Consider the following 21,247-nt stretch of genomic DNA (forward strand, 5'->3'; position numbering starts at 1 on the left):
GGGCGACCACGTCAGCGCCCCCTGATCAGCGACAACGCCTCCGCGCGGGAGGACGCCGAGCTCTTGAACAGCCCGCGCACCGCCGAGGTGGTGGTGCGCGACCCCGGCTTGCGGATGCCGCGCATGGCCATGCACAGGTGCTCGGCCTCCAGCACGACGATCACCGCGCGCGGGTTCAGCTTGCGCACCAGGGCGTCGGCGATCTGCGCGGTCAGCCGCTCCTGCACCTGCGGGCGCTTGGCGTACAGGTCGACCACCCGGGCCAGCTTGGACAGGCCGGTGACCTGCCCGTCGACGGCCGGGATGTAGCCGACGTGGGCCACCCCGTGGAAGGGCACCAGGTGGTGCTCGCAGGTGGAGAACATCGGGATGTCCTTGACCAGCACGAGCTCGCCGTGGCCCTCGTCGAACGTCTTCTCCAGCACCGAGTCCGGGTCGACGAACAGCCCGGCGAAGATCTCGCCGTAGGCGCGCGCGACCCGGGCCGGGGTCTCCTTGAGGCCCTCGCGGTCCGGGTCCTCCCCGACCGCGATCAGCAGCTCGCGGACGGCGCGCTCCGCACGGTCCAGGTCGATCCCGCCGGGCACGGCCTGGGTCACCCCGGCCGCCACCGCGGCGGACTCCACCGGACCGAGGCGTCCGTCCGTCGTCGACGTGCTCAGTGTCCTGCCTCCGGGTCGTGTCCGCGCCGCTGCTCGCCGGCGCCGGAGTCGTCCGCACCACCCGGCGCGCCGTTGCCGTGCGCACCGTTGCCAGTGCCGTCACCAGTGCCGTTACCAGTGCCGTTACCAGTGCTGTTACCACTGCTGTTGCCACTGCCGTTGCCGCCGTTGCCCGGCCCGGACCACGGACCGCCCTGGGCCGGCCCCTGCGGGCCGCCCTGCTGCGGCGGCTGCGCCCAGTTCGGCGGCGGCCAGCTCTGCCCCTGCGGGGTCGTCGCGGGCCGCCAGTCCGGCGGGGCACCGTAGTTCGGGGCGACGGCGGGCGGCGGGGGCTGCCCCGGGCCGCCGTAGGAACCGGCCCGGCCGTAGCCGTGTGCCGGGGCGCCGTGCCCGTTGCCGGGCGCGCCGTAGCCGTTGCCGTTCCCGTTGCCGGCACCGTTCCCGGATCCGTACCCGCCGTCGTTCGGGGCGTCCGGGCGGCTCGGGACCGGGCCGCCGGCCGGGAACGGGGAGGCACCGGGGGTGCCGGGCGCGTCGCCGTAGCCGTTCGCGGAGCCCGAGCCGACCTCGGCCGGGGTGCGCTCCTCCTCCTCGGGAGGCAGCACCTCGCCGCGCTCGTACGCCAGCTCGCGCCGGGTCTTGATCGGCGGCTTCTCCGACGGCGTGCGCACGCCGAAGTCGTCGAACGCGGTGATCCGCGGCCGCTTCTCCACCGACCCGAAGATCCGCTCGAGGTCCTTGCGGTTCAGGGTCTCCTTGTCCAGGAGCTCCAGCACCAGGTCGTCGAGCACGTCGCGGTAGGTGTTGAGGATCTCCCACGCCTCGGTGTGCGCGGCCTCGATGAGCTTGCGCACCTCCTCGTCGATCTCGTGGGCGACCTCGAGCGAGTAGTCGGCCTGGTTGCCCATCGAGCGGCCGAGGAACGGGTCGCCCTGCTCACGGCCGTAGCGGACGGCGCCGAGCTTGGCGCTCATGCCGTACTCGGTCACCATCGCGCGGGCGATCTTGGTGGCCTGGTCGATGTCGGAGGACGCACCGGTCGTGGGCTCGTGGAAGACGAGCTCCTCGGCCGAGCGGCCGCCCATCGCGAACACCAGCCGCGCGATCATCTCGGCGCGGGTCATGAGGCCCTTGTCGTCCTCGGGGACGACGAGCGCGTGCCCACCGGTGCGACCGCGCGGCAGGATCGTGAGCTTGTAGACCGGCTCCAGGTCCGGCATGGCCCACGCGGCCAGCGCGTGCCCGCCCTCGTGGTAGGCGGTGATCTTCTTCTCGCGCTCGGAGACGATCTTCGACTTGCGCCGGGGGCCGCCGACGACCCGGTCGACCGACTCCTCCAGCGCGGCGCCGTTGATCAGCGTCCCGTGCTCGCGGGCGGTCAGCAGCGCGGCCTCGTTGATCACGTTGGCCAGGTCGGCGCCGGACATGCCCACGGTGCGCTTGGCCAGCGACTCGAGGTCGACGTCGTCGGCGAAGGGCTTGCCCTTGGAGTGCACGGCCAGGATCGCGCGACGGCCCGCCAGGTCGGGGGCACCGACCGGGATCTGCCGGTCGAACCGGCCGGGACGCAGCAGCGCCGGGTCCAGGATGTCGGGCCGGTTCGTCGCGGCGATCAGGATGATCCCGCCGCGGGCGTCGAAGCCGTCCATCTCGACGAGCAGCTGGTTCAGGGTCTGCTCGCGCTCGTCGTGACCGCCGCCGAGACCGGCGCCGCGCTGGCGGCCGACCGCGTCGATCTCGTCGACGAAGATGATGCAGGGCGCGTTCTGCTTGGCCTGCTCGAACAGGTCACGCACGCGGGAGGCACCGACGCCGACGAACATCTCGACGAAGTCGGAGCCCGAGATCGTGTAGAACGGCACGCCCGCCTCGCCGGCGACCGCACGGGCCAGCAGCGTCTTGCCGGTGCCGGGCGGGCCGTAGAGCAGGACGCCCTTGGGGATCTTCGCGCCCAGGGCCTGGTAGCGGCCCGGGTTCTGCAGGAAGTCCTTGATCTCGTAGAGCTCCTCGACCGCCTCGTCAGCGCCCGCCACGTCCGCGAACGTGTTCTTCGGCATGTCCTTGTTCAGCTGCTTGGCCTTGGACTTGCCGAAGCTCATGACCCGGTTCCCGCCGCCCTGGGCGTTGTTCAGGAACCAGAACAGCAGGATCAGCACCAGCGCCAGCGGGATCATCGTGATCAGCAGCGTGGACAGGAAGGAGTCCTGGCGCACGACGGTGTCGTACTCGGCGATCCCCGGGACCTGGCGGATCTGGTCGAAGATCTGGCCGGAGATCTGCGCCGGGTACTGGGTGAGGATCTGGGTGGTCTCGTTGCCGTTGACCTCGATCGGGCGGTCCAGCGTCAGGCGGAGCTGTTGCTCACGGTCCTCGACGAGGGCGTCCTTGACATTGCCCGACTGCACCTGGGAGAGCGCGACCGACGTCGTGACCTCGGTGTATCCACGGGTGTCGTCGAACAGCTGGCTGAACCCGAGATAGATCAGGAGCGCGACGAGGATCCAGATCAGCGGGTTGCGGAGCAGGCGCTTGCGGTCCATGCAACGTCGGCCTGGGTGGCCTTCACCTTCCCGGGAGTGGTTCTCGGCAGCGGCGGCGGACGGTGTACCGCCCCGCCGGAGGGCCCTGACCCGTCAGGATAGCCCCACGGTGGGTGGAGTGCTCCGGACGGACCTGGCCGGACCGCCCGGTGTGCGGGCGGACGTCCGGTGAACGAACCGGCGAGCTGCCCGGTTCCCCCACAGGGGTGTCCCGGCGCACACGTCGGCACCGTCGTGTGGGACAACTGTGCAGCACGCTCGGTACCCGGACGGCGGCGGAGGGCAGCGGCGCCCTGCTCCGTCCGGACCAGCGGCGACGATCTGCGGGCCGGGAGGGACGATCGGATGGCGCTCGACACGGTGGCCGGACCTCGGCGGACGGTGTCGCTGCTCGCCACCGGACTCGCCGCCGCGGCGGCACTGGCGGTCTTCACCGCGCCGGCCGGGGCGGCCGTCGCCGTGCCCGTGACCGCGCCGCCCGCGGCCGCCGCACCGGCGCCGCCGGTGGTCACCGCGCCGCCGGCGACCACCGCCCGGGCCGACGCCGGCCCGCTCGCGTCGCGCCCGGCCGTCGTCGCGGGGCCGGGGTCGATCGGGCCGGGCACCGTCACCGAGACCACCGGCGCGGGCCTGTGCACGGCCGGGTTCGTGTTCACCGCGGGCGAGCGCACCTTCCTCGGCCAGGCCGCGCACTGCGGCGGCACCGGCGACGAGACCGAGACCGACGGCTGCACCTCCGACGCGGTGCCGCTGGGCACCCCGGTGCTGGTGCACGGCCGCGGCGGGACCGTCACCGGGACGCTGGCCTGGAGCTCGTGGAACACCATGCAGGCCCGGGGCGAGCGCAACCCCGACGTCTGCGCCTACAACGACCTCGCGCTCGTCGAGCTGCCCGCGGGCGCCGGCCCCTCGGTGGGTGCCGCGGTGCCGTTCTTCGGCGGCCCCGGCGCGGTCCGCACCGCGCCGCTGCCCGCAGGAACCCCGGTCTTCGGCCTCACCAACCCGCCCGACGCCGACGGCGGCCGCACGGTCGGGGTGCGCGCCGGTGCGGCCGCCGCCGAGGTCGGCGGCGGCTGGGGGCACGCGATCTTCGCCGTGCAGGACGGTGTGGCCGGGGAGTCGGGCAGCCCGCTGCTCGACGCGCAGGGCCGCGCGATCGGCGTGCTGTCCAGCCTCACCACCACCGACGACCTGCCCAGCATCGAGTACACCGACCTGGCGAAGGCGCTGGACTACGCCGCCCGCACCGACGGCCCGGCCGGTCTCGCGCTCGCCGGCGGGCACGCGTTCACCGCCACCCCGCCCGGGGTGGACCCGCGGGCGCTGGCCACCCCCGCCGGGCCCGGGCTCGGCTGAGCCGCCCTCAGGCGTAGACCGACGGGTCGAGCGTGCCGATGTAGGGCAGGTCGCGGTAGCGCTCGGCGTAGTCGAGGCCGTAGCCGACGACGAACTCGTTCGGGATGTCGAAGCCGACGTAGCGGACCGGGACGTCGACCTTCACCGCGTCCGGCTTGCGCAGCAGCGTCACGACCTCCAGCGACGCGGGCGAGCGGGTCTGCAGGTTGCCCAGCAGCCAGTTCAGGGTCAGCCCCGAGTCGATGATGTCCTCGACGATCAGCACGTGCCGCCCGGCGATGTCGCGGTCGAGGTCCTTGAGGATCCGCACGACGCCCGACGACGACGTCGACGAGCCGTAGGAGCTGACCGCCATGAACTCCAGCTGGGCCGGGATGGGCAGCGCGCGGGCGAAGTCGGTCATGAACATGACGGCGCCCTTGAGGACGCCGATCAGCACGAGGTCGGACTCGCGGCCGTCACGCACGAGGTCGGCGTAGTCACCGGCGATCTGCTGCGCCAGCTCCGCGGTCTTCTCGCGCACCTGCTCCTCGGTGACCAGCACCGAGGAGATGTCCCCGTCGTACACCCGACCCCCTCGCACGGACCGTGTGTCGGTCCGGTCGACGCCTCCACCGGGTCCGCGGTCACGCCCGGTCACGCGGCCGACTGTGGCGGCGCAGCACGAGCCTGCCACGGGCGCGGGTCAGCACCAAGCCGCCGCCCAGCGCCGGCCCGCCCTGTCCGCGCCACGCCCCGACGAGGTCGTCGGCGGCCCGCAGCTGCGCGTCGGTGAGTGCCCGCGCGCCGGCTCCGGCGAGCCATTCCCGCAGGACCCGGCGTCGTACGGCGGGCTCGGCACCGGCCAGGACCCCGGCGTCGAGGGGGGTGCCGACGGCCTCACCGGCCCCCGCCCCGGGCCCGGCCGGCTCCGTCACGGCGGCACCCGGCGGTGGGCCGTTGTCACCGGAATCACCCGGCCCCGGCTCCCCCGCCCGCGCGGCCCGCTCACCGTCCGTGGCCACGCGGGCCGCGGACAGCAACCGGGCAGCGGCGGCGGAGAGGGCGGCGTCGTCGTCGTGGAGCTGGTCCGCGGTGCGCGCCAGCGCAGCCGCGACCCCGCCGCCCAGCACGTCCTCCAGCAGCGGCAGCACCTCGTGCCGCAGCCGGGAGCGGGCGAAGCGGGGGTCGGCGTTGTGCGGGTCGGCCCACACCTCGACGCCCGCGGCCGCACAGGCCGCGACCGTGTCGGCCCGGCGCACCCCGAGCAGCGGGCGCAGCCACGGCTCGGACCACTCGCGCATCCCGGACAGCGACCGGGCCCCGGAGCCCCGGCCGAGGCCCAGCAGCACGGTCTCGGCCTGGTCGTCGAGGGTGTGTCCGAGCAGCACCGGGGACGACGGCGACGGCCGCGCGGCCCGCAGCGCCGCGTACCGGGCGGTCCGGGCCGCACCCTCGGGGCCGCCCTCGTCACCGACGACGACCGGGCACACCGACGCCGTCACGCCGAGCCCGCGCAGCCACGCCGCGAGCGCGGCCGACCGCCCGGCGGACCCGTCCTGCAGCCCGTGGTCGACGACGACGGCGTGCACCGGCCCCGCGACGACCTCCCGGACCGCGAGCAGCAACGCGGTGGAGTCGGCACCGCCGGAGCAGCCGACCAGCGGCGGGGCGGCGGCCACAGCGGCGGGCAGCCGGGTCAGTGCCGCCCGCACCGCCCGCCGGACCCGGGCCGCCGCGGCGGACTCATGATCCGTCAGGCTACGCGGCGCAGCCACGCGGGCGGGTCGTCCAGCTCGGCGCGGGTCGGGAGCGTCTCCGGCGACTCCCAGGCCCGGTTGATCCCGGCCATCCCGGCCTCGCGCTCGACGGCCCGGCAGAACGCGGCGCCGACGGCGTACTGGCGCATCTTCGCCTCGACCCCGAGCAGCGCGCGCAGGATCCGGTCGATCAGCCCGCCGCCGCGGCGGCGCTCGGTGAACCGGCGCCGGATGAGCGCGACGTCGGGGACCACGTCCGGCCCGACGGCGTCCATGACGTGGTCCGCGTGTCCCTCCAGCAGCGTCGACAGGGCCAGCAGCCGGTCGAGCACGGCCCGCTGCTCGGGGCCCTGCAGCAGCTCGACCAGGGCGAGCACGTCGGCCTTGCGGCCGTCCTCGCCGCGCAGCGCGCGGATCGCGTCGGGCAGCCGGGCGAGCCGCGCGGTGTCGGGCTCCTGCAGCGACAGCAGCTCGGTGACCAGCCCGGCGAAGTGGTCGCGCAGCCAGGGCACCGCGGTGAACTGGAGCCGGTGGGTGGCCTCGTGCAGGCAGACCCAGAGGCCGAACTGGTCGCCGTCGACGTCGAGCGAGCGGGAGGCGGCGTAGACGTTCGGGGCGACGACGACGAGCCGGCCCGCCCCGCCGGGCCCGCCGAACGGGTCGTACTGGCCGAGCACGCGGGCGCCCATGTAGGCGAGCAGCGCGCCGAGCTGGACCCCGGAGCCGGCGGCGGTGACCGTGCGCAGCGGCCACGGTGAGTCGGGCAGCCGGGCGCCGGAGGTCAGCGCCTCCATCCCCCCGACGGCGGCACGTGCCCAGGCGGGCCGGTCCAGCACGTCGGCGGGCAGCAGCGGCAGGTCCGCCCCGAGGCCGGTGACCTCGCGGACGTGCCCCTCGGCGCGGGCTGAGTCGGCGCGCAGGCGCTCCACCAGCGCACCCGCCACCGCGGGGGTGGTGCGGGGCCCGGCGGGCATCAGCGAGGCCGCCGTCGACGCGGCCAGGGACCAGTTCACCGGCAGCCCGGCGCCGGGACGGGCGGGGCTGCGGCCGGTGACCGGGCCGGTCGTGTCGGTCTCCATGCGGCCCACGCTACCCGCGACGACGGGTGCGCGAGACCGGGTCAGCCGCGGCAGCCGCAGCGCGACAGCGTCGCCGCGATGCGGTCCAGCGCGGGCCGGGCGTCGGCCGGCGAGGTGCCGTTGGACAGCAGCGCGAACACCAGCAGCCTGCCGTCGACGTCGGTGACGACCCCGGCGAGGCTGGAGGCGCCGGACAGCGTGCCGGTCTTCGCTCGCACGACGCCGCGCCCGGCGACCGACCGCGGGTCGCCGAACCGGTCGGCGAGCGTGCCGCCACCGCCGGCGACGGGGAGCCCGGTGAGGATCGGGCGCAGGAACTGCACGTCGGTGGGGCTGTCGGACTGGGCCGCGGCCGAGGCCAGCACCGCGCCGAGCAGCCGGGCCGGGATCAGGTTGTCCCGGGACAGGCCGCTGCCGTCGGCGAGCCGGAGCCCGGACACGTCGTAGCCGGCCTGGACCAGGGCCTCGGTGACGGCCTTCGAGGCGCCGTCGAAGGACGCCTCGGCGTCCTTCGACACCGCGACCTGGCGGGCCATCGCCTCGGCGGTGACGTTGTCCGAGGCGGTGAGCATGTACTCGATGAGGCTCGCGACCGGCGGGGAGGACACGCTGCCGAGCACCGGCGCGTTCGCCGCGGCGACGCCCTCGCGGACGTCGGAGGCGCCGAGCGCGCGGGCCAGCGCCCTCCCGGCGGCCGCGGCGGGGTCGGTGCTGCGCGGGCCGTCCTGCTGCAGCGGGTCGGTGCGGCCGCCGTCGAGCATCAGCGCCGACATCGGGGGGACGTAGCCGTCCGCGACGTCGGTGGGCCCCCAGCCCGGGGACTCGGCCGGGCCCTTCCAGAGGCTCGCGTCGGTGTAGACCGTGGTGATCGGCCGGCCGACGGCCTTCTTCACCTGCTCGGCGAGGTCGGCGATCCGTGCGGGCTCCGGGTAGAGCCCGTCCTGGCCGTCGGGCAGCGCGGTCAGCGACGGGTCGCCGGACCCGACGAGGACCACCGAGTCCGGGGTCGGGCCGGGCACGACCCGGGTCGCGAGCCGGTCGGTCGGGTTCAGCGACAGCAGCGCGGCCGCGGCGGTGAGCAGCTTCGTCGTCGAGCCGGGGACCATCCCGCGGTTGCCGTCGCGCTCCCAGATCGGCTTCACCCCGCGCGGGGCCGCGGAGTCCATGACGACCCCGGTGACCTCGCCGAGCTCGGGCGCGTCGAGCTGGGAGGACAGGGCCTGGGTGATCCCGGCGGCGCTCGGCACCGGCGCCGTCGGCGTGAGCGGGCGCAGGGCGGGCATCGGGACCGGCGGGTACTGGGCCGCGGCGGTGCCGAGCCCGAACGAGCTGCGGGCGTCCGGCCCAGCGAGTGCGACGGCACCGAACAGCGAGGCCAGTGCCATCACCGCGACGGCGACCACGGCGAACCGCCGGTAGCTGCGCTCCGGCCGGCGATGCCTGCGTCCCACGGACCCTCCTGTACCTGCTCGTCCGGCGGCCGACCTGCCCGCACGGGGGTGCGACGCGGGCCACATCGGCCCGCTCCGCCCTCACCGGCGTGCACCCGTGCCCACCCGGTCCCTCACACTAGGGGGCAGCACCGACACCGCCGGAGCGGGCGGGCCAGCGGCCCCGCCCCGGATCCGGTGGAGCCGTGACACAAGACCGCTGACCCTCTTCAAGGAGCAACGAACCGTGGACTTCGACGTCACCATCGAAATCCCCAAGGGCGGCCGGAACAAGTACGAGGTCGATCACGAGACCGGACGCATCCGGCTCGACCGCACCCTGTTCACCGCCACCCAGTACCCCGCCGACTACGGGTTCATCGACGACACCCTGGGCGAGGACGGGGATCCGCTGGACGCCCTGGTCCTGGTCCAGGAGCCGACCTTCCCGGGGTGCGTCATCCGCTCCCGCGCGATCGGCATGTTCCGGATGAAGGACGAGAAGGGCGGCGACGACAAGGTCCTCTGCGTCCCCTCGGACGACCCCCGTCAGGAGCACCTGCGCGACATCCACCACCTGGCCGAGTTCGACCGGGCGGAGATCCAGCACTTCTTCGAGATCTACAAGACCCTGGAGCCGGGCAAGAGCGTCGAGGGCGCGTCCTGGGTCGGCCGGGCCGACGCCGAGCGCGAGATCAAGGCGTCCTACGAGCGCGCGAAGAGCGCCGGGCACTGATCGGTCGCCGGGGCGGCCGTCACCGGCCGCCCCGGGCACCGGGTCACACCTTCTCGAACACCGCGGCGAGGCCCTGGCCACCGCCGATGCACATCGTCTCCAGCCCGTAGCGGGCGTCGCGGCGCTGCATCTCGCGGGTGAGGGTCGCCAGGATGCGGCCGCCGGTCGCGCCGACCGGGTGGCCCATCGAGATCCCCGAGCCGTGCACGTTGGTGCGCTCGAAGTCGGCGTCGGTGAACTTCCACTCCCGCGTGCAGGCGAGCACCTGCGCCGCGAACGCCTCGTTCAGCTCGATCAGGTCGATGTCGGCCAGGGTCAGCCCGGCCGCGTCCAGGGCCTTGGCCGTCGCCGGGACCGGGCCGATGCCCATCGTCTTGGGCGGGACCCCGCCCAGGCCCCAGGACACGACCCTCGCCAGCGGGCGCAGCCCCAGCTCGGCGGCCTTCTCCGGGCTGGTCACCACGCAGATCGCGGCGCCGTCGTTCTGGCCCGAGGCGTTGCCCGCGGTCACCGTGGCGTCCGGGTCGTCCTTGCCCAGGATCGGGCGCAGCGTCGCCAGCTTCTCGACCGTCGAGTCGGGGCGGACGTGCTCGTCGCGCTCGACGACGGTGTCGCCCTTGCGGCCCGGCACGGTCACCGGGACGATCTCCTCGCCGAACACCCCGGACTCCTGGGCCGCGGCAGCCCGCCGGTGCGAGCGGACGGCGTACTCGTCCTGCTCGGCGCGCGGGATCGCGTACTCACGGCGCAGGTTCTCCGCGGTCTCCAGCATCCCGCCCGGCACCGGGAAGTTCTTCCCGCCCGCGGTGACGCGGCCGCGGGCCAGCGAGTCGTTCAGCATGACCCCGCCGCCCTTGACCCCCCACCGCATCCCGGTGGAGTAGAACGACGCGCCCGACATCGACTCGGCACCGCCGGCCAGCACGACCTCCGCCGCGCCGGTCCGCACCTGGGCGGCCGCGTAGAGCACCGCCTGCAGACCCGAGCCGCAGCGACGGTCGATCTGGATGCCGCCCGCGGTCACCGGCAGGCCCGCGTCGAGCGCGGCGACCCGACCGATCGCCGGGGCGTCCATCGTCGGGTAGCAGTGGCCCAGCACGACGTCCTCGACCAGGTCGGGGTCCAGCCCGGTCCGATCCATCACCGCGCGGATCACCGTCGCGGCCAGGGTGTGCGCCGGGACGTCGCGCAGCGCCCCCCCGAACCCGCCGACCGGGGTCCGCAGCGGTTCACAGATCACCGCATCACGCATGGGGTCTCTCCTCCTAGACGAACTGCCGGGTCAGCCACTCGGCGACCAGGGCGGGCTTCTCGGATCCCTCGACCTCGACGGTCACGCCGATGGTGAGCTGGACACCGCCGGGAACGTCGCTGACGTCGGTCAGCTCGACCCTGGCGCGGATCCGGCTGCCCACCGGCAGCGGGCTGGTGAACCGGACCTTGTTCAGGCCGTAGTTCACGCCCATCTTGACCCCGTCCACCTTGTAGACGGACTGGACCAGCTTGGGCAGCAGCGACAGGGACAGGAAGCCGTGGGCGATCGTGGTCCCGAACGGGCCGGACGCGGCCCGCTCGGCGTCGACGTGGATCCACTGGTGGTCGTCCGTGGCGTCGGCGAAGCCGTCGATCCGCTCCTGCGTGACGGTCAGCCAGGGCGAGGTCCCGATCTCGGTCCCCTTGGCCGCCCGCAGCTCGTCCACTCCGTCGAAGACGCGCATCTGTCACTCCGTTCGTGGTGCGTGGTCGGTGATCTGTCTCCCGCTCTCCCTACCGCACCGGGGGCCGTCCGGGGTGCGCCACGTCGTCGAACACACATGCCCCGGACCACACGAGGCGTGCAGCTTGGTTATGGTCACCTCGTCAGGAGCCGCCTGGAGCAGACGGGCACCGCTTCGACGTGGAAGGCCGACCCCCATGACCCCGACCGCCCGCCACCGCCGATGACCAGCACCACCGCCCCGCCTCCCGGCCCGGACGGTCTCGTCCACCGGGCCGTGCCCTACCGGGACCCCGAGCACCAGGCCGTCGCGATCGCCGGGCCGGTGACCGAGGCGCTGGAGACCGGCCGCCGTGCGCTGGTGATCGTCGACCCGCGGTGCGCGGCGGTGCTGCGCCACTCCCTCGGCCACGACGCCGGGGTGGAGTTCCGCTCGCCGGACCGGATGCACTCGGCCCCGCCGTTCACGGTCGCGGGGCGCTGGAGCCGCGCGGTGCGCGAGGCACTGGCCGACGGCGCGTCCGGGGTCTGCACGGTCGGCCAGCCGGTCGAGCTGCCCCATGCGGACCCCGCCTACTGGACCCGCCTCGATCTCGCCCTCTCTCACGCCCTGCGCGCGCTGCCCGTCGAGCTGCTGTGCTGCTTCCCCGACGCCGAGGCCGACCGGGCGCGCGCCGGGGCCCTGCACGACGAGTTCCTCGTCGACGGCGTCCCGGTCCCGAGCGACTGCCGGCGCGACGACCACGAGCTGCTGGCGGAGAACCCGCAGCGCCCGCCGGACGAGCTGGGGCCGCCGATCATGACGCTCCCGGTGACCCTGGACGACCTCGGGTCGATGCGGCGCATCGTCGAGCGGCAGGCCGAGCTGTCCGGGCTGGGGCCCACCCGTGTCTCCGACCTCGTGCTGGCGGTCAACGAGCTGATCAGCAACGGCGTCGAGCACGGGTCGGGCCACCCGGTCCTGCGGATGTGGCGCACCGAGGCGGGGCTGGTCTCGGAGATGAGCGACGCCGCGACGTGCCGGCTCGCGTTCCCCGGGCTGGCCGCGCCGCCGGTCTCCGGGGAGCGTGGCCGCGGGATGTGGCTGGCCTCGGAGCTGTCGGACGTGCTGCAGGTGTGGACCGCGGAGGACGATCCCGGTCAGGTGACGGGCACGGTCGTGCGCGTCACGATGTCGCCCCCGTGAATCCCGGTACGGTCCCGGGGTGACCCGGCACGACCGCGCCGACCCGGTGACCCGCTTCCTGCGGATGGTGACCGGGCCGGAACCGCCGCTCGACGAGGCCGCACTGGCGATCGCCGCCGGCGGCGCCCCGGACCCGGAGGTCGCGGCGCTGTCCACCGCCCGGGCCCGCGCGACGCTCGACGAGCTCGCCGACGGCGTGACCGGGTTCGAGTCGCTGCTGCACCGGCTGTTCACCGAGGCCGGGTTCCGCGGCAACTCCACCGACTACGCCGACCCGCGCAACTCCTTCCTGCCCGACGTCCTCGAACGCCGCACCGGCATCCCGATCACGCTGTCGGTCGTCGCGATCGAGGTCGGCCGCCGGGCCGGGGTGCCGCTGGAGGGCGTCGGCATGCCCGGGCACTTCCTCGTGCGGGTCCCCGGCACCCAGCGCCTCGTCGACACCTTCGACGGCGGCAGACGCCTCGACCCGGCGGGCTGCGAGGAGCTCTTCCGCGCGACGACGGGCGCCGGCCCGGAGGTGCCCTTCGACGCCGGCATGCTGCCGCGCAGCTCGACCCGCCAGATCCTCGCCCGGATGCTGGAGAACCTGCGGGCGACCTACGGCCGCGCCCGTGACCACGACGGCCTGGAGTGGGTGCTCCGGATGCGGCTGGGCCTGCGGCACCAGGGCCCGGAGCTCATCCGCGAGCTCGGCGAGGTGCTCGCCGCGCAGGCCAGGTGGGACGAGGCGGCCCGACTGATGGAGTCCTGGGTGGACGGTCCGGGGCGCGGGTCGCGCTCGAGCGCCGAGGTGCTGGACGAGGTGCGCACCGAGGCGATGCGGCACCGGGCCCACCTGAACTGATCAGGTGTGCGGGGCCCGGGTCGGCGCGCCGGAGTCCTCGCCGAAGCGCCACGGCTGCCCGGTCGACTCCAGCACGGCCATCCACAGGTCGCCGTGCGGGTCGACCTGGTTGCGACGGCTGACGGCCAGGCTCATCGGGATGTGCACGAACCGGCGTCGCACCCGTCCGACGACCATCGCGGTGCGCCCGGACATGGCCGCGTGCACCGCGGCCTGGGACAGCCGGACGGTGTAGACGCTGTCGTAGGGGTTCGCGGGGACGCTGCGGATGATGTAGCTGGGGTCGACGTAGCGGACGGTGGTCTCCATCCCGGCCTCGGCGAAGGAGTCGGCGATGCGCTCCTTGAGCCACGGGCCGACGTCGGAGAGCTTGGCGTTGCCGGAGGCGTCGGTGCGCCCCACCGGCGGCAGCATCTCCTGCCCCGCCCCCTCCGCGACGACGACGACCGCGTGCCCGCGCTGGGACACCCGTCGTCGCAGGTGGTGGAGCAGGCCGGTCTCGCCGTCCAGCTCGAAGGGCACCTCGGGGATCAGGACGGCGTCGGCGTCGGAGCGCACGAGCGATGCATAGCAGGCGATGAAGCCGGAGTGGCGGCCCATGAGCTTGACCAGCCCGACCCCGCCGGGGGTGGACTTGGCCTCCACGGTGACCGACCGGATGGCCTCGCTGGCCTGGGAGAACGCCGTCTGGAAACCGAAGGACTGGTCGATGAACGGGATGTCGTTGTCGATCGTCTTCGGGATCCCGACGACGGCGATCCGCAGTCCCCGCTCCCCCACCACGCGCGCGATCTCCATCGCACCGCGCATGGTGCCGTCGCCGCCGATCACGAACAGCACGTTGAGGTGCATCTGCTCGAGGCAGTCGACGATCTCCTCGGGGTCCTGCGGACCGCGCGAGGTGCCGAGGAAGGTGCCGCCGTCGACCGGGATGTCGCGCACCGACTCCGGGGAGAGCTCGACGACGTCGTGGCCGTAGGAGGAGACGAAGCCGCGGTAGCCGTTGCGGAACCCGACCACCCGGCGCACGCCGTAGTGGTAGGTGAGGGTGCGGACCAGGCCGGAGATGACGTCGTTCAGGCCCGGGCACAGGCCACCGCAGGTGACGATCCCGGCCCGGGTCTTCGACGGGTCGAAGTAGATCTGCCGGCGGGGCCCGCACGGCTCCAGCCCCGGCAGCTCCTCCGGTTCGACGCCCCGGGCGCGGATCCCGGCGGCGGTGTCGTCGAGCAGGACCCGGTCGCCGGCGTCGACGTAGTGCTCGGTGGTGCGGCGGGCGTCGAGCAGCGGCGCCAGAGGTGAGGTGATGCGGGCCGGACCGAGCGTGTCGATGGCCAGGTCCCCGGGGGTGATGCTGCTGTACTCCGAGGTGGTCACGCGCACGCTCCGTCTGGATCGATTCGCCCGGGGGCCGGGCGATCATCGTGACGCACACCGGCCCGCTCGTCGATCCGACCCTCCGGGGACTCCGCGGCGGGACCACCCGCGGGTGCGCCGGATCCGGCCGATCGGACCACCGTCGTCGCCGCAGGGTCATCGGCCGGTGCGCGGACCGCCCACATCGTTGCGTCGAGCATCGTCAGAGGTCACCGGTTTCGCCCACCCGATCGCACACGCGCTGTGAACGGTTCGAGCACCCGGGGTGAACACCGCAGGTCGCATAGGGCAAAATTCGTCCATGCGGAGCAACGACCCCCGTCACACCTGGTCCACCGGATTCGCCCGCACCATCGCCGAGGAGCTGCGTCACGGCGTCGCGACCGGCGCGGTCACCTGGAGCGAGGCCGACGAGCTGCTCAACCGCCTGCGCACGGTCATCGACCAGGCGCTGGACGTGCATCCGCAGCCGCTGTGACGGCGTCGGAGTCCCCGACGGGGACGGCGCGGTAGGACCGGCCGACCCACACCAGCGGACGGCCGCGGCGGCGCAGCCCGAGCAGCTCGACGACCTCGGCCGCGACCAGCAACGACGCGCCGACCTCGGTGACCGACAGGACCCGGCAGCGCAGCGCGGTGCCCACCTCGACCAGCCACGGCTCCCCGGTCGGCAGGGTCACCCACCGGACACCGGAGCCGAACCGCTGCGCGCCCGGGACGGCGAACGCCGCGGCGAGCCCGGTGTCGGCGTCGTCGAGCAGGTGTACGACGACCGTCCCGCCCCCGGCGAGCGCACGGGCCAACCGTGAGTCGCGGGCGGTCGAGAACGACACCGCCGGCGGGTCCACCCCGACCGAGGCGACCGACGAGGCCGTCATCCCGACCGGCCCGTCGGGCCCGGTCGCGGTGAGCACCGCGACCCCGGCGGGGTGCCCGCGGAACGCCGTCCGCAGGCCCCCCGCCGGATCCGCGACGGTCACGCCCGCGCCAGGGCGAAGCGCTGGGCGGCGTCGGCCCAGTTCACGACGTTCCACCAGGCCTTGACGTAGTCGGGCTTCACGTTCTTGTACTGCAGGTAGAAGGCGTGTTCCCACATGTCGAGCAGGACGATCGGGGTCTGTCCGGCGGGGAGCTGGGACTGCTGGTCGTAGAGCTGGTGGATCAGCAGGCGGTCGCCGAGCTGGTCGTAGCCGAGGATGGCCCAGCCGGAGCCCTGGATGGTGGTGGCGGCGGCGGTGAAGTGGGCCTGGAATCCGTCGAAGGAGCCGAAGTCCTCGTCGATGGCGGCGGCGAGGTCGCCGGTGGGCTTGTCGCCGCCGTCGGGGGAGAGGTTGTTCCAGAAGGCGGAGTGGTTGACGTGGCCGCCGAGGTTGAACGCGAGGGTCTTCTCGAGTCCGACGATGGCGCCGAAGTCGTTGCGGTCCCGGGCCTCGGCGAGCTTGTCGAGGGTGGTGTTGAGGCCCTGGACGTAGGTGTTGTGGTGCTTGGAGTGGTGCAGCTCCATGATCTCGGGCGCGATGTGCGGGGCGAGCGCGGAGTAGTCGTAGGGCAGGTCCGGAAGCGTGTAGTCGGCCATGCCAGGAGCCTGGTAGCTGAACCCCACTTCAGGTCAAGTGTGACGGCGGCCGCAGCCGTCAGCCGAGCCGTCCCGCGGCGATGATGCGGGCGAGGAACCGGCGGGTGCGCTCCTCGACCGGTTCCCCGAGCACCTGCTCCGGCGGGCCCGACTCCAGGACGACGCCCTCGTCGAGGAAGCAGACCCGGTCCGCGACCTGGCGGGCGAACCCCATCTCGTGGGTGGCCATCAGGATCGTCACCCCGTCCCGGGCGAGCTCGCGCACGATCTCCAGGACCTCACCGACCAGCTCCGGGTCGAGCGCGGAGGTGATCTCGTCGAGCAGCAGCAGCCGCGGCTGCACCGCCAGCGCCCGCGCGATCGCGACCCGCTGCTGCTGACCGCCGGAGAGACGGTCCGGGTACGCGTCCGCGAAGTCGCCGAGCCCGACCCGCTGCAGGAGCTCCCGGGCACGCCCGTCGGCCTCGTCCGACCCGACGCCGTGCACGACGTGCGGGGCCAGCGCGACGTTCTGCAGCGCCGTCATGTGCGGGAACAGGTTGTAGGACTGGAAGACCACCCCCATCCGCCTGCGGGCCGCGGCGTCGTCGGCGCGGGGGTCGGACACGTCGGTGCCGTCGAGCAGGATGCGGCCGTCGTCGATGTCCTCCAGCAGGTCGACGCAGCGCAGCAGGGTGGACTTGCCCGAGCCGGAGGCCCCGATCAGGGTGACCACCTCGTGTTCGGCGACGGTCAGGTCGATGCCGCGGAGCACGACGCGGTCGCCGTAGGTCTTCACCAGACCCGACACCTCGAGCACCGGGGTCACGAGCCGCTCCGGGCGCGGGTGGCGCGGCGGGCGAACGCGTCGGCGATCCGCCCGGTCGGGGCGGCGAGGGCCACGAACAGCAGCGCGGCGACCACGTAGGGGGTGAAGTTGAACGTGCGGGCGGACTCGATCTGGGCGGCCCGGATCGCGTCCACCGCACCGAGCACGGAGATCAGACCCACGTCCTTCTGCAGCGCGACGAAGTCGTTGAGCAGCGGCGGCAGCACGTTGCGCACCGCCTGCGGGAGCACCACCAGACGCAGCGACTGCCGGTGGGTCAGCCCGAGCGAGCGGGCGGCGGCACGCTGGGAGGGGTGCACCGACTCGATGCCGGCGCGGAACACCTCCGCCACGTAGGCGGAGTAGACCAGCACGAGCGTGAGGGTGCCGAGCACGGCGGCGTCGGTGGGGACCCCCTGCAGACGCAGGGCCGGGAGCCCGAACCCGATGAGGTAGAGGGCCACGAGCAGCGGGACACCGCGGAACAGGTCGACGTAGCCGGTCGCGAGCAGCCGCACCGGGAGGAAGACCGGACCGCGCAGGGTCCGCAGCACCGCGATCAGCAGGCCGAGGACGAGCACCCCGATCTCGGCGACGACCAGGACCCGCAGGTTCAGCCACAGACCGGACAGCACGGTGGGCAGCGATTCCCAGGCGATCTGCGGGTCCAGGAAGGTCTCCCGGACCCGTGGCCAGCCGGGTGATCCGGCCACCGCGGCGACGAGCAGTCCCGCGAAGACCAGGGTCGACGCCAGTGCGATCAGCGTGGACCGGCGGGACCGGGAACGGCGGTACGCGGCGCGTTCCCGGGCCAGCGGGCTCGGGGGCGGCGGCCCGGCGGCCGCGGCGGATGCGCTCATCGCAGCTCGGGAGCCGCCCCGTCGGCCTGGATCCACTGCTGCTCCAGCGCCGCGAGGGTGCCCCGTTCGCGGAGCCGGTCGACGGCGGCGGAGACGCACCCGGTCAGCGGGCTGTCCTTGTCCAGCACCGCACCGAACTGCTCGGGGGTCCACCCGGCGGGGAGCTGCCCGACGATCGTCGCCTCGGGCAGGTCACTGCCGACGATCTGGAACGCGGTGGGCAGGTCGACGACGAGCCCGTCGATCTGTCCGTTGGACAGCGCGAGCTTGCCGTCGTCGTTGGTGTTGTAGACCGCGGCCGGGGTGGTCGGGGCGACGGAGGCGTTCAGCTGCTCCAGGCTCGTCGTACCGATCTGGGCGCCGAGCCGGGCGCCCTTCAGCTGGGCGACGGTCGTGGATCGGGCCAGCGGCGAGGTCTTCAGTGCGACGACGGCCTGCCGCACGTCGTAGTACGGGCTGGAGAAGTCGACCGCCCGCCTGCGCTCCTCGGTGATGGAGAACTCGGTGAGGTTCAGGTCGTAGGTCTTGGGGCCCGGTGCGATGGCGGCGTTGAACGGGACGCGCACCCAGGTGACCCGGTCGCGCGGGTACCCGAGATCATCGGCGACGGCGTAGGCCACGGCGGACTCGAAACCGCGGCCGGACGTCGGGTCGTCGTCGAGGTACCACGGTGGGTAGACCGGCTGGTCGGTGCCGATCGTCAGGGTGCCCTGCGCCAGGGTCGGCAGGGCACCGGGCGCGCAGTCCGCCGCGGCGCCTCCACCCGTCGCGGCCGGGTCGGGCTGTGGCGCACACCCGGCGATCGTGGCCGCGAGCAGCGCTGCGAGCAGGATCGTCGTCGTCCGGGCGCGCGTCATCCCCACATCCTTCACAGGGCGGCGGCCCCGGTCTTCGTGAACCGGGTCACGACACGGTGACGTCAGTGGTCGTCGCGCCCGGTGAGCGCGTGCTCCAGCTCGTCGGCGAGGTGGACGACCTGGCGGAACGGGAACTCGAACCCGTCGAGCGCGGCCGGGCCGAGCGGGATGGAGTGCCGGAACACCACGACGCCCTCCTCCGCGGCCAGCCCGCCGACCACCGACGGCCCGGCCAGCTCCAGGGCGCGGCCGAGGTCGACCTCGCCGAGCCGGGCGACCGGGGACTCGATCTGCACCCACTCCTGGTCCGGGTCCGCGACGGCGGCCGCCGCGTCGGTGACCTCGACGCCGGGCCGGCCCGCGCCCTCCCGCACCCGCTTCACGACGACGAGCTGGTCCCGGTCCTCGGTCGTCGGCAGCCGGAAGCGCAGCTCATCCGCACCCTGGCGCACGATCTCGTACCGGACCACGACGTAGGCCTTCAGGTCCTCCCAGGTCGCCACGCCCGTCTCCCCCTCGATCGTCCGACGGGGCCCACCGGACCCCGTCGCCGACCCTAGCGTGATCCGGCCCCCGCACGGCCGGCCTCAGCTTCCCCGGTGGTGCGCCTCGCCCCGGTGGGCCCCCGCCGCACCCGAGGCTGCTCGGCAACTGCACCGAATCGTCCGAGCCCGGACTGATTCCACCGAGACGAACGGCCGGCAGGCCGACGGATCGTCCGTGCTCGGATCACCGGTGCCGAGATGCAGCTCAGCGGGCACTGAAGATCCACAATTCCCGCTGAGCTGCATCTCGGCGGGTGTGGTCGCGGGGTGTGGCGGGACGCGGTGTGGCGGGACGCGGTGTGGCGGGACGCGGTGTGGCGGGACGCCCGGCCGGCCGGCGACGGAGGCGCGGCACAGCGGGCCCCGGCGTGCAGCCGAGCGGGGCGGGGGCGGGCCACGCGGGACAGGGCGAGCGGGGGCACAGCACCCCGGGGCACGGAGGGGTCGGCGTCCTACCCCGCCAGACCGGTGGTGATCAGCTGGTCCACCGGGGCGCGGTCGTCGGTCAGGACCGGCATCCCCTCGGTGAACGCGGCGGTGCGGGCCGGGTCGAGGACCGCGCCCGCTTCGCCGGAGCGGGCGACGGCGGCGTCGAGCGCGGCCGGGTCGAGCGGCCGGTCCGAGGCGACGACCACGACGTTCCCGCCCCCGCCGGGGGCGAACTCGTCGGGGCGGGCGAGGAGCATCGTCGTCGCGAACCGGGACTCGACGGTCGCGGTGGCGGCCCGGACCAGGTCGAGCGGGTACCGGTCGATCACGTTGAGCACGTACACCCCGCCCGGGCGCAGCACCCGCGCCACCTCGTCGAGGAACTCCGCGGTGGACAGGTGCCAGGGCACCGAGCGGGCACCGAAGGCGTCGCCCACGACGAGGTCGGCGGAGTCGTCGGGCAGCGCGGCGAGGTTCACCCGGGCGTCGCCGGTCCGGACGGTCGTGCCGGGGATCGCGCCGGCTTCGAGCGACCGGACCCCGAGGTCGATCACGCCGGGGTCCAGCTCCAGCACGGTCGAGGTGCTGCCGGGGCGGGTCGCGGCGAGCCAGCGCGGCATGGTCAGCGCGCCGCCGCCGACGTGCACCGCGTCGACCGGGCGCGGCTGCGGGAACGCGGTGTCGATCGCGGCGGCGAACCGCTTCGTGTAGGCGAACTCCAGGTGCGCGGGATCGCCGAGGCGGACGTAGGAGTGACGCAGGTCGTCGAGCACCAGGTAGCGACCGGCCGGGTCCGCGGGGTCGGTCCGGACGGCGGCGCAGTAGTAGGTGGTGTCGGCGTCGCAGCGTCCCGAGAGCGCGACGAGCGCGACAGCCAGCAGGAGCGCCGCGGCGCCGCCCTTCGCGATGTCCGAGCGCCGCCGACGGGGCGCGAGGACGAGCCCGAGCACGAGGCAGGCGGCGGCGGTGACCAGCAGGATCGCGCTCACCGGCAACAGTGCGACCAGCACGAACCCGGTGAGGAAGGTGCCGGCGAGCGACCCGAGGGTGCCCGCGGCAGACAGCCCGCCGACGACCTCGCCGGAGCGGTCCAGCCCGGTCAGCCGGGCCTTGGTGACGGCCGGGGTGACCGCGGCCAGCGCCGTCACCGAGACCAGGGTGGACGCGGCGACGAGCACGACCGCGGCGTACGGCCCGGCGCCGAGCAGCGGCCCGAGGAGCCGGACCACCGGCCGTACGGCCAGGGTGCCCAGCCCGCCGACGACCAGCATCAGCGCGGCGACGGCGACCGGGTCGCGCTCGTCGGCCCACCGCCCGCCGAGCGAGGCCCCCGCCGCGATCCCGGCGAGGGCCACCCCGATCACGGCGGTGGTCGACTCGAGGGTCAGTCCGACGTAGGGCGCGACGAGCCGGGTCGCGAGGGTCTCGACGACGAGGATCGCCGCCCCCGAGACGACGACGGCGGTCCGGGCCATGGCGAGGCGCACCCCGCCATGGTGCCGG

General features: G+C 74.3%; 21 protein-coding genes. 5 read left to right on the forward strand and 16 right to left on the reverse strand.

Annotated elements, in window-relative coordinates; all coding sequences use genetic code 11:
• Positions 1–11: 11 nt before the first annotated feature.
• Together folE and ftsH are read right to left on the reverse strand one after the other, a co-directional pair.
• Positions 12–626 carry a GTP cyclohydrolase I FolE gene (folE, locus tag Ae331Ps2_RS08440; protein ID WP_020626238.1) on the reverse strand — a complete coding sequence of 205 codons (615 nt, stop codon included), beginning with the start codon at positions 624–626 and terminating at the stop codon, positions 12–14.
• A gap of 32 nt (positions 627–658) precedes the next feature.
• Positions 659–3,202: an ATP-dependent zinc metalloprotease FtsH gene (ftsH, locus tag Ae331Ps2_RS08445; RefSeq protein WP_083695358.1), complete on the reverse strand. Its 2,544-nt coding sequence runs from the start codon at positions 3,200–3,202 to the stop codon at positions 659–661.
• Between the two features lie 345 nt (positions 3,203–3,547).
• On the opposite strand from ftsH, the gene Ae331Ps2_RS08450 reads away from it, so the two are divergent.
• Positions 3,548–4,558 carry a hypothetical protein gene (locus Ae331Ps2_RS08450; RefSeq protein WP_083695360.1) on the forward strand — a complete coding sequence of 337 codons (1,011 nt, stop codon included), beginning with the start codon at positions 3,548–3,550 and terminating at the stop codon, positions 4,556–4,558.
• 7 nt (positions 4,559–4,565) lie between these two features.
• Here Ae331Ps2_RS08450 and hpt read toward each other — a convergent pair whose 3' ends face one another.
• From hpt to dacB, 4 genes are read right to left on the reverse strand one after another with little or no spacing between them, the layout of a single operon-like run.
• Positions 4,566–5,126: a hypoxanthine phosphoribosyltransferase gene (gene hpt, locus Ae331Ps2_RS08455; RefSeq protein WP_020623080.1), complete on the reverse strand. Its 561-nt coding sequence runs from the start codon at positions 5,124–5,126 to the stop codon at positions 4,566–4,568.
• A 58-nt stretch (positions 5,127–5,184) separates the two neighbouring features.
• Positions 5,185–6,315, reverse strand: coding sequence for a tRNA lysidine(34) synthetase TilS (gene tilS, locus Ae331Ps2_RS33110; RefSeq protein ID WP_083695361.1), 1,131 nt, complete (start codon positions 6,313–6,315; stop codon positions 5,185–5,187).
• Positions 6,294–7,376, reverse strand: a complete 1,083-nt coding sequence (locus Ae331Ps2_RS08465) for a zinc-dependent metalloprotease (RefSeq protein ID WP_020628415.1) — start codon at positions 7,374–7,376, stop codon at positions 6,294–6,296. The genes tilS and Ae331Ps2_RS08465 overlap by 22 nt, the downstream gene beginning before the upstream one ends.
• Before the next feature lie 41 nt (positions 7,377–7,417).
• Positions 7,418–8,827, reverse strand: a complete 1,410-nt coding sequence (dacB, locus tag Ae331Ps2_RS08470; RefSeq protein WP_020628414.1) for a D-alanyl-D-alanine carboxypeptidase/D-alanyl-D-alanine-endopeptidase — start codon at positions 8,825–8,827, stop codon at positions 7,418–7,420.
• A gap of 226 nt (positions 8,828–9,053) precedes the next feature.
• Here dacB and Ae331Ps2_RS08475 point away from each other — a divergent pair, with 226 nt between their 5' ends.
• Complete coding sequence (locus Ae331Ps2_RS08475) at positions 9,054–9,542, forward strand: inorganic diphosphatase (protein ID WP_020628413.1); 489 nt, start codon at positions 9,054–9,056, stop codon at positions 9,540–9,542.
• A 43-nt stretch (positions 9,543–9,585) separates the two neighbouring features.
• Here the strand turns inward: Ae331Ps2_RS08475 and Ae331Ps2_RS08480 are convergent, their stop codons facing one another.
• Together Ae331Ps2_RS08480 and Ae331Ps2_RS08485 are read right to left on the reverse strand one after the other, a co-directional pair.
• Complete coding sequence (locus Ae331Ps2_RS08480; protein WP_075309655.1) at positions 9,586–10,794, reverse strand: acetyl-CoA C-acetyltransferase; 1,209 nt, start codon at positions 10,792–10,794, stop codon at positions 9,586–9,588.
• A 13-nt stretch (positions 10,795–10,807) separates the two neighbouring features.
• Entirely contained in the window at positions 10,808–11,260 is a 453-nt protein-coding gene (locus tag Ae331Ps2_RS08485; RefSeq protein ID WP_075309653.1) for a MaoC family dehydratase, read from the reverse strand.
• A gap of 222 nt (positions 11,261–11,482) precedes the next feature.
• Between Ae331Ps2_RS08485 and Ae331Ps2_RS08490 the strand changes: the two genes are divergently transcribed.
• On the forward strand, positions 11,483–12,445 hold the full coding sequence (locus Ae331Ps2_RS08490; RefSeq protein WP_075309651.1) for an ATP-binding protein: 963 nt from the start codon (positions 11,483–11,485) through the stop codon (positions 12,443–12,445).
• A gap of 19 nt (positions 12,446–12,464) precedes the next feature.
• Positions 12,465–13,292, forward strand: coding sequence for a SirB1 family protein (locus Ae331Ps2_RS08495; RefSeq protein WP_075309649.1), 828 nt, complete (start codon positions 12,465–12,467; stop codon positions 13,290–13,292).
• On the opposite strand, the gene Ae331Ps2_RS08500 is transcribed toward Ae331Ps2_RS08495, so the two are convergent.
• Positions 13,293–14,669, reverse strand: a complete 1,377-nt coding sequence (locus Ae331Ps2_RS08500) for an ATP-dependent 6-phosphofructokinase (RefSeq protein ID WP_020624791.1) — start codon at positions 14,667–14,669, stop codon at positions 13,293–13,295. It lies immediately after the preceding gene.
• A 301-nt stretch (positions 14,670–14,970) separates the two neighbouring features.
• Between Ae331Ps2_RS08500 and Ae331Ps2_RS31865 the strand changes: the two genes are divergently transcribed.
• On the forward strand, positions 14,971–15,147 hold the full coding sequence (locus Ae331Ps2_RS31865; protein WP_020624792.1) for a hypothetical protein: 177 nt from the start codon (positions 14,971–14,973) through the stop codon (positions 15,145–15,147).
• Here Ae331Ps2_RS31865 and Ae331Ps2_RS08505 read toward each other — a convergent pair.
• The 7 genes from Ae331Ps2_RS08505 to Ae331Ps2_RS08535 form a co-directional block, all read right to left on the reverse strand.
• On the reverse strand, positions 15,107–15,649 hold the full coding sequence (locus tag Ae331Ps2_RS08505; RefSeq protein WP_051050218.1) for a flavin reductase family protein: 543 nt from the start codon (positions 15,647–15,649) through the stop codon (positions 15,107–15,109). The genes Ae331Ps2_RS31865 and Ae331Ps2_RS08505 overlap by 41 nt on opposite strands.
• Positions 15,646–16,245, reverse strand: a complete 600-nt coding sequence (locus Ae331Ps2_RS08510; RefSeq protein ID WP_075309647.1) for a superoxide dismutase — start codon at positions 16,243–16,245, stop codon at positions 15,646–15,648. Before Ae331Ps2_RS08510 ends, Ae331Ps2_RS08505 begins: the two co-directional genes overlap by 4 nt.
• A gap of 58 nt (positions 16,246–16,303) precedes the next feature.
• Entirely contained in the window at positions 16,304–17,053 is a 750-nt protein-coding gene (locus Ae331Ps2_RS08515; RefSeq protein WP_075309645.1) for an amino acid ABC transporter ATP-binding protein, read from the reverse strand.
• Complete coding sequence (locus Ae331Ps2_RS08520; protein ID WP_020627017.1) at positions 17,050–17,913, reverse strand: amino acid ABC transporter permease; 864 nt, start codon at positions 17,911–17,913, stop codon at positions 17,050–17,052. Before Ae331Ps2_RS08520 ends, Ae331Ps2_RS08515 begins: the two co-directional genes overlap by 4 nt.
• On the reverse strand, positions 17,910–18,770 hold the full coding sequence (locus Ae331Ps2_RS08525; RefSeq protein WP_075309643.1) for an ABC transporter substrate-binding protein: 861 nt from the start codon (positions 18,768–18,770) through the stop codon (positions 17,910–17,912). The genes Ae331Ps2_RS08520 and Ae331Ps2_RS08525 overlap by 4 nt, the downstream gene beginning before the upstream one ends.
• A 62-nt stretch (positions 18,771–18,832) precedes the next feature.
• Complete coding sequence (locus tag Ae331Ps2_RS08530; protein ID WP_020627019.1) at positions 18,833–19,273, reverse strand: hypothetical protein; 441 nt, start codon at positions 19,271–19,273, stop codon at positions 18,833–18,835.
• A 494-nt stretch (positions 19,274–19,767) separates the two neighbouring features.
• A complete protein-coding gene (locus Ae331Ps2_RS08535) occupies positions 19,768–21,231 on the reverse strand; it encodes a fused MFS/spermidine synthase (protein WP_198932230.1) in 1,464 nt (487 codons plus the stop codon).
• Positions 21,232–21,247 lie beyond the last annotated feature (16 nt).

It is taken from the genome of Pseudonocardia sp. Ae331_Ps2 (genome assembly GCF_001932405.1).
In the GTDB taxonomy this organism is placed as follows: Bacteria; Actinomycetota; Actinomycetes; order Mycobacteriales; family Pseudonocardiaceae; genus Pseudonocardia.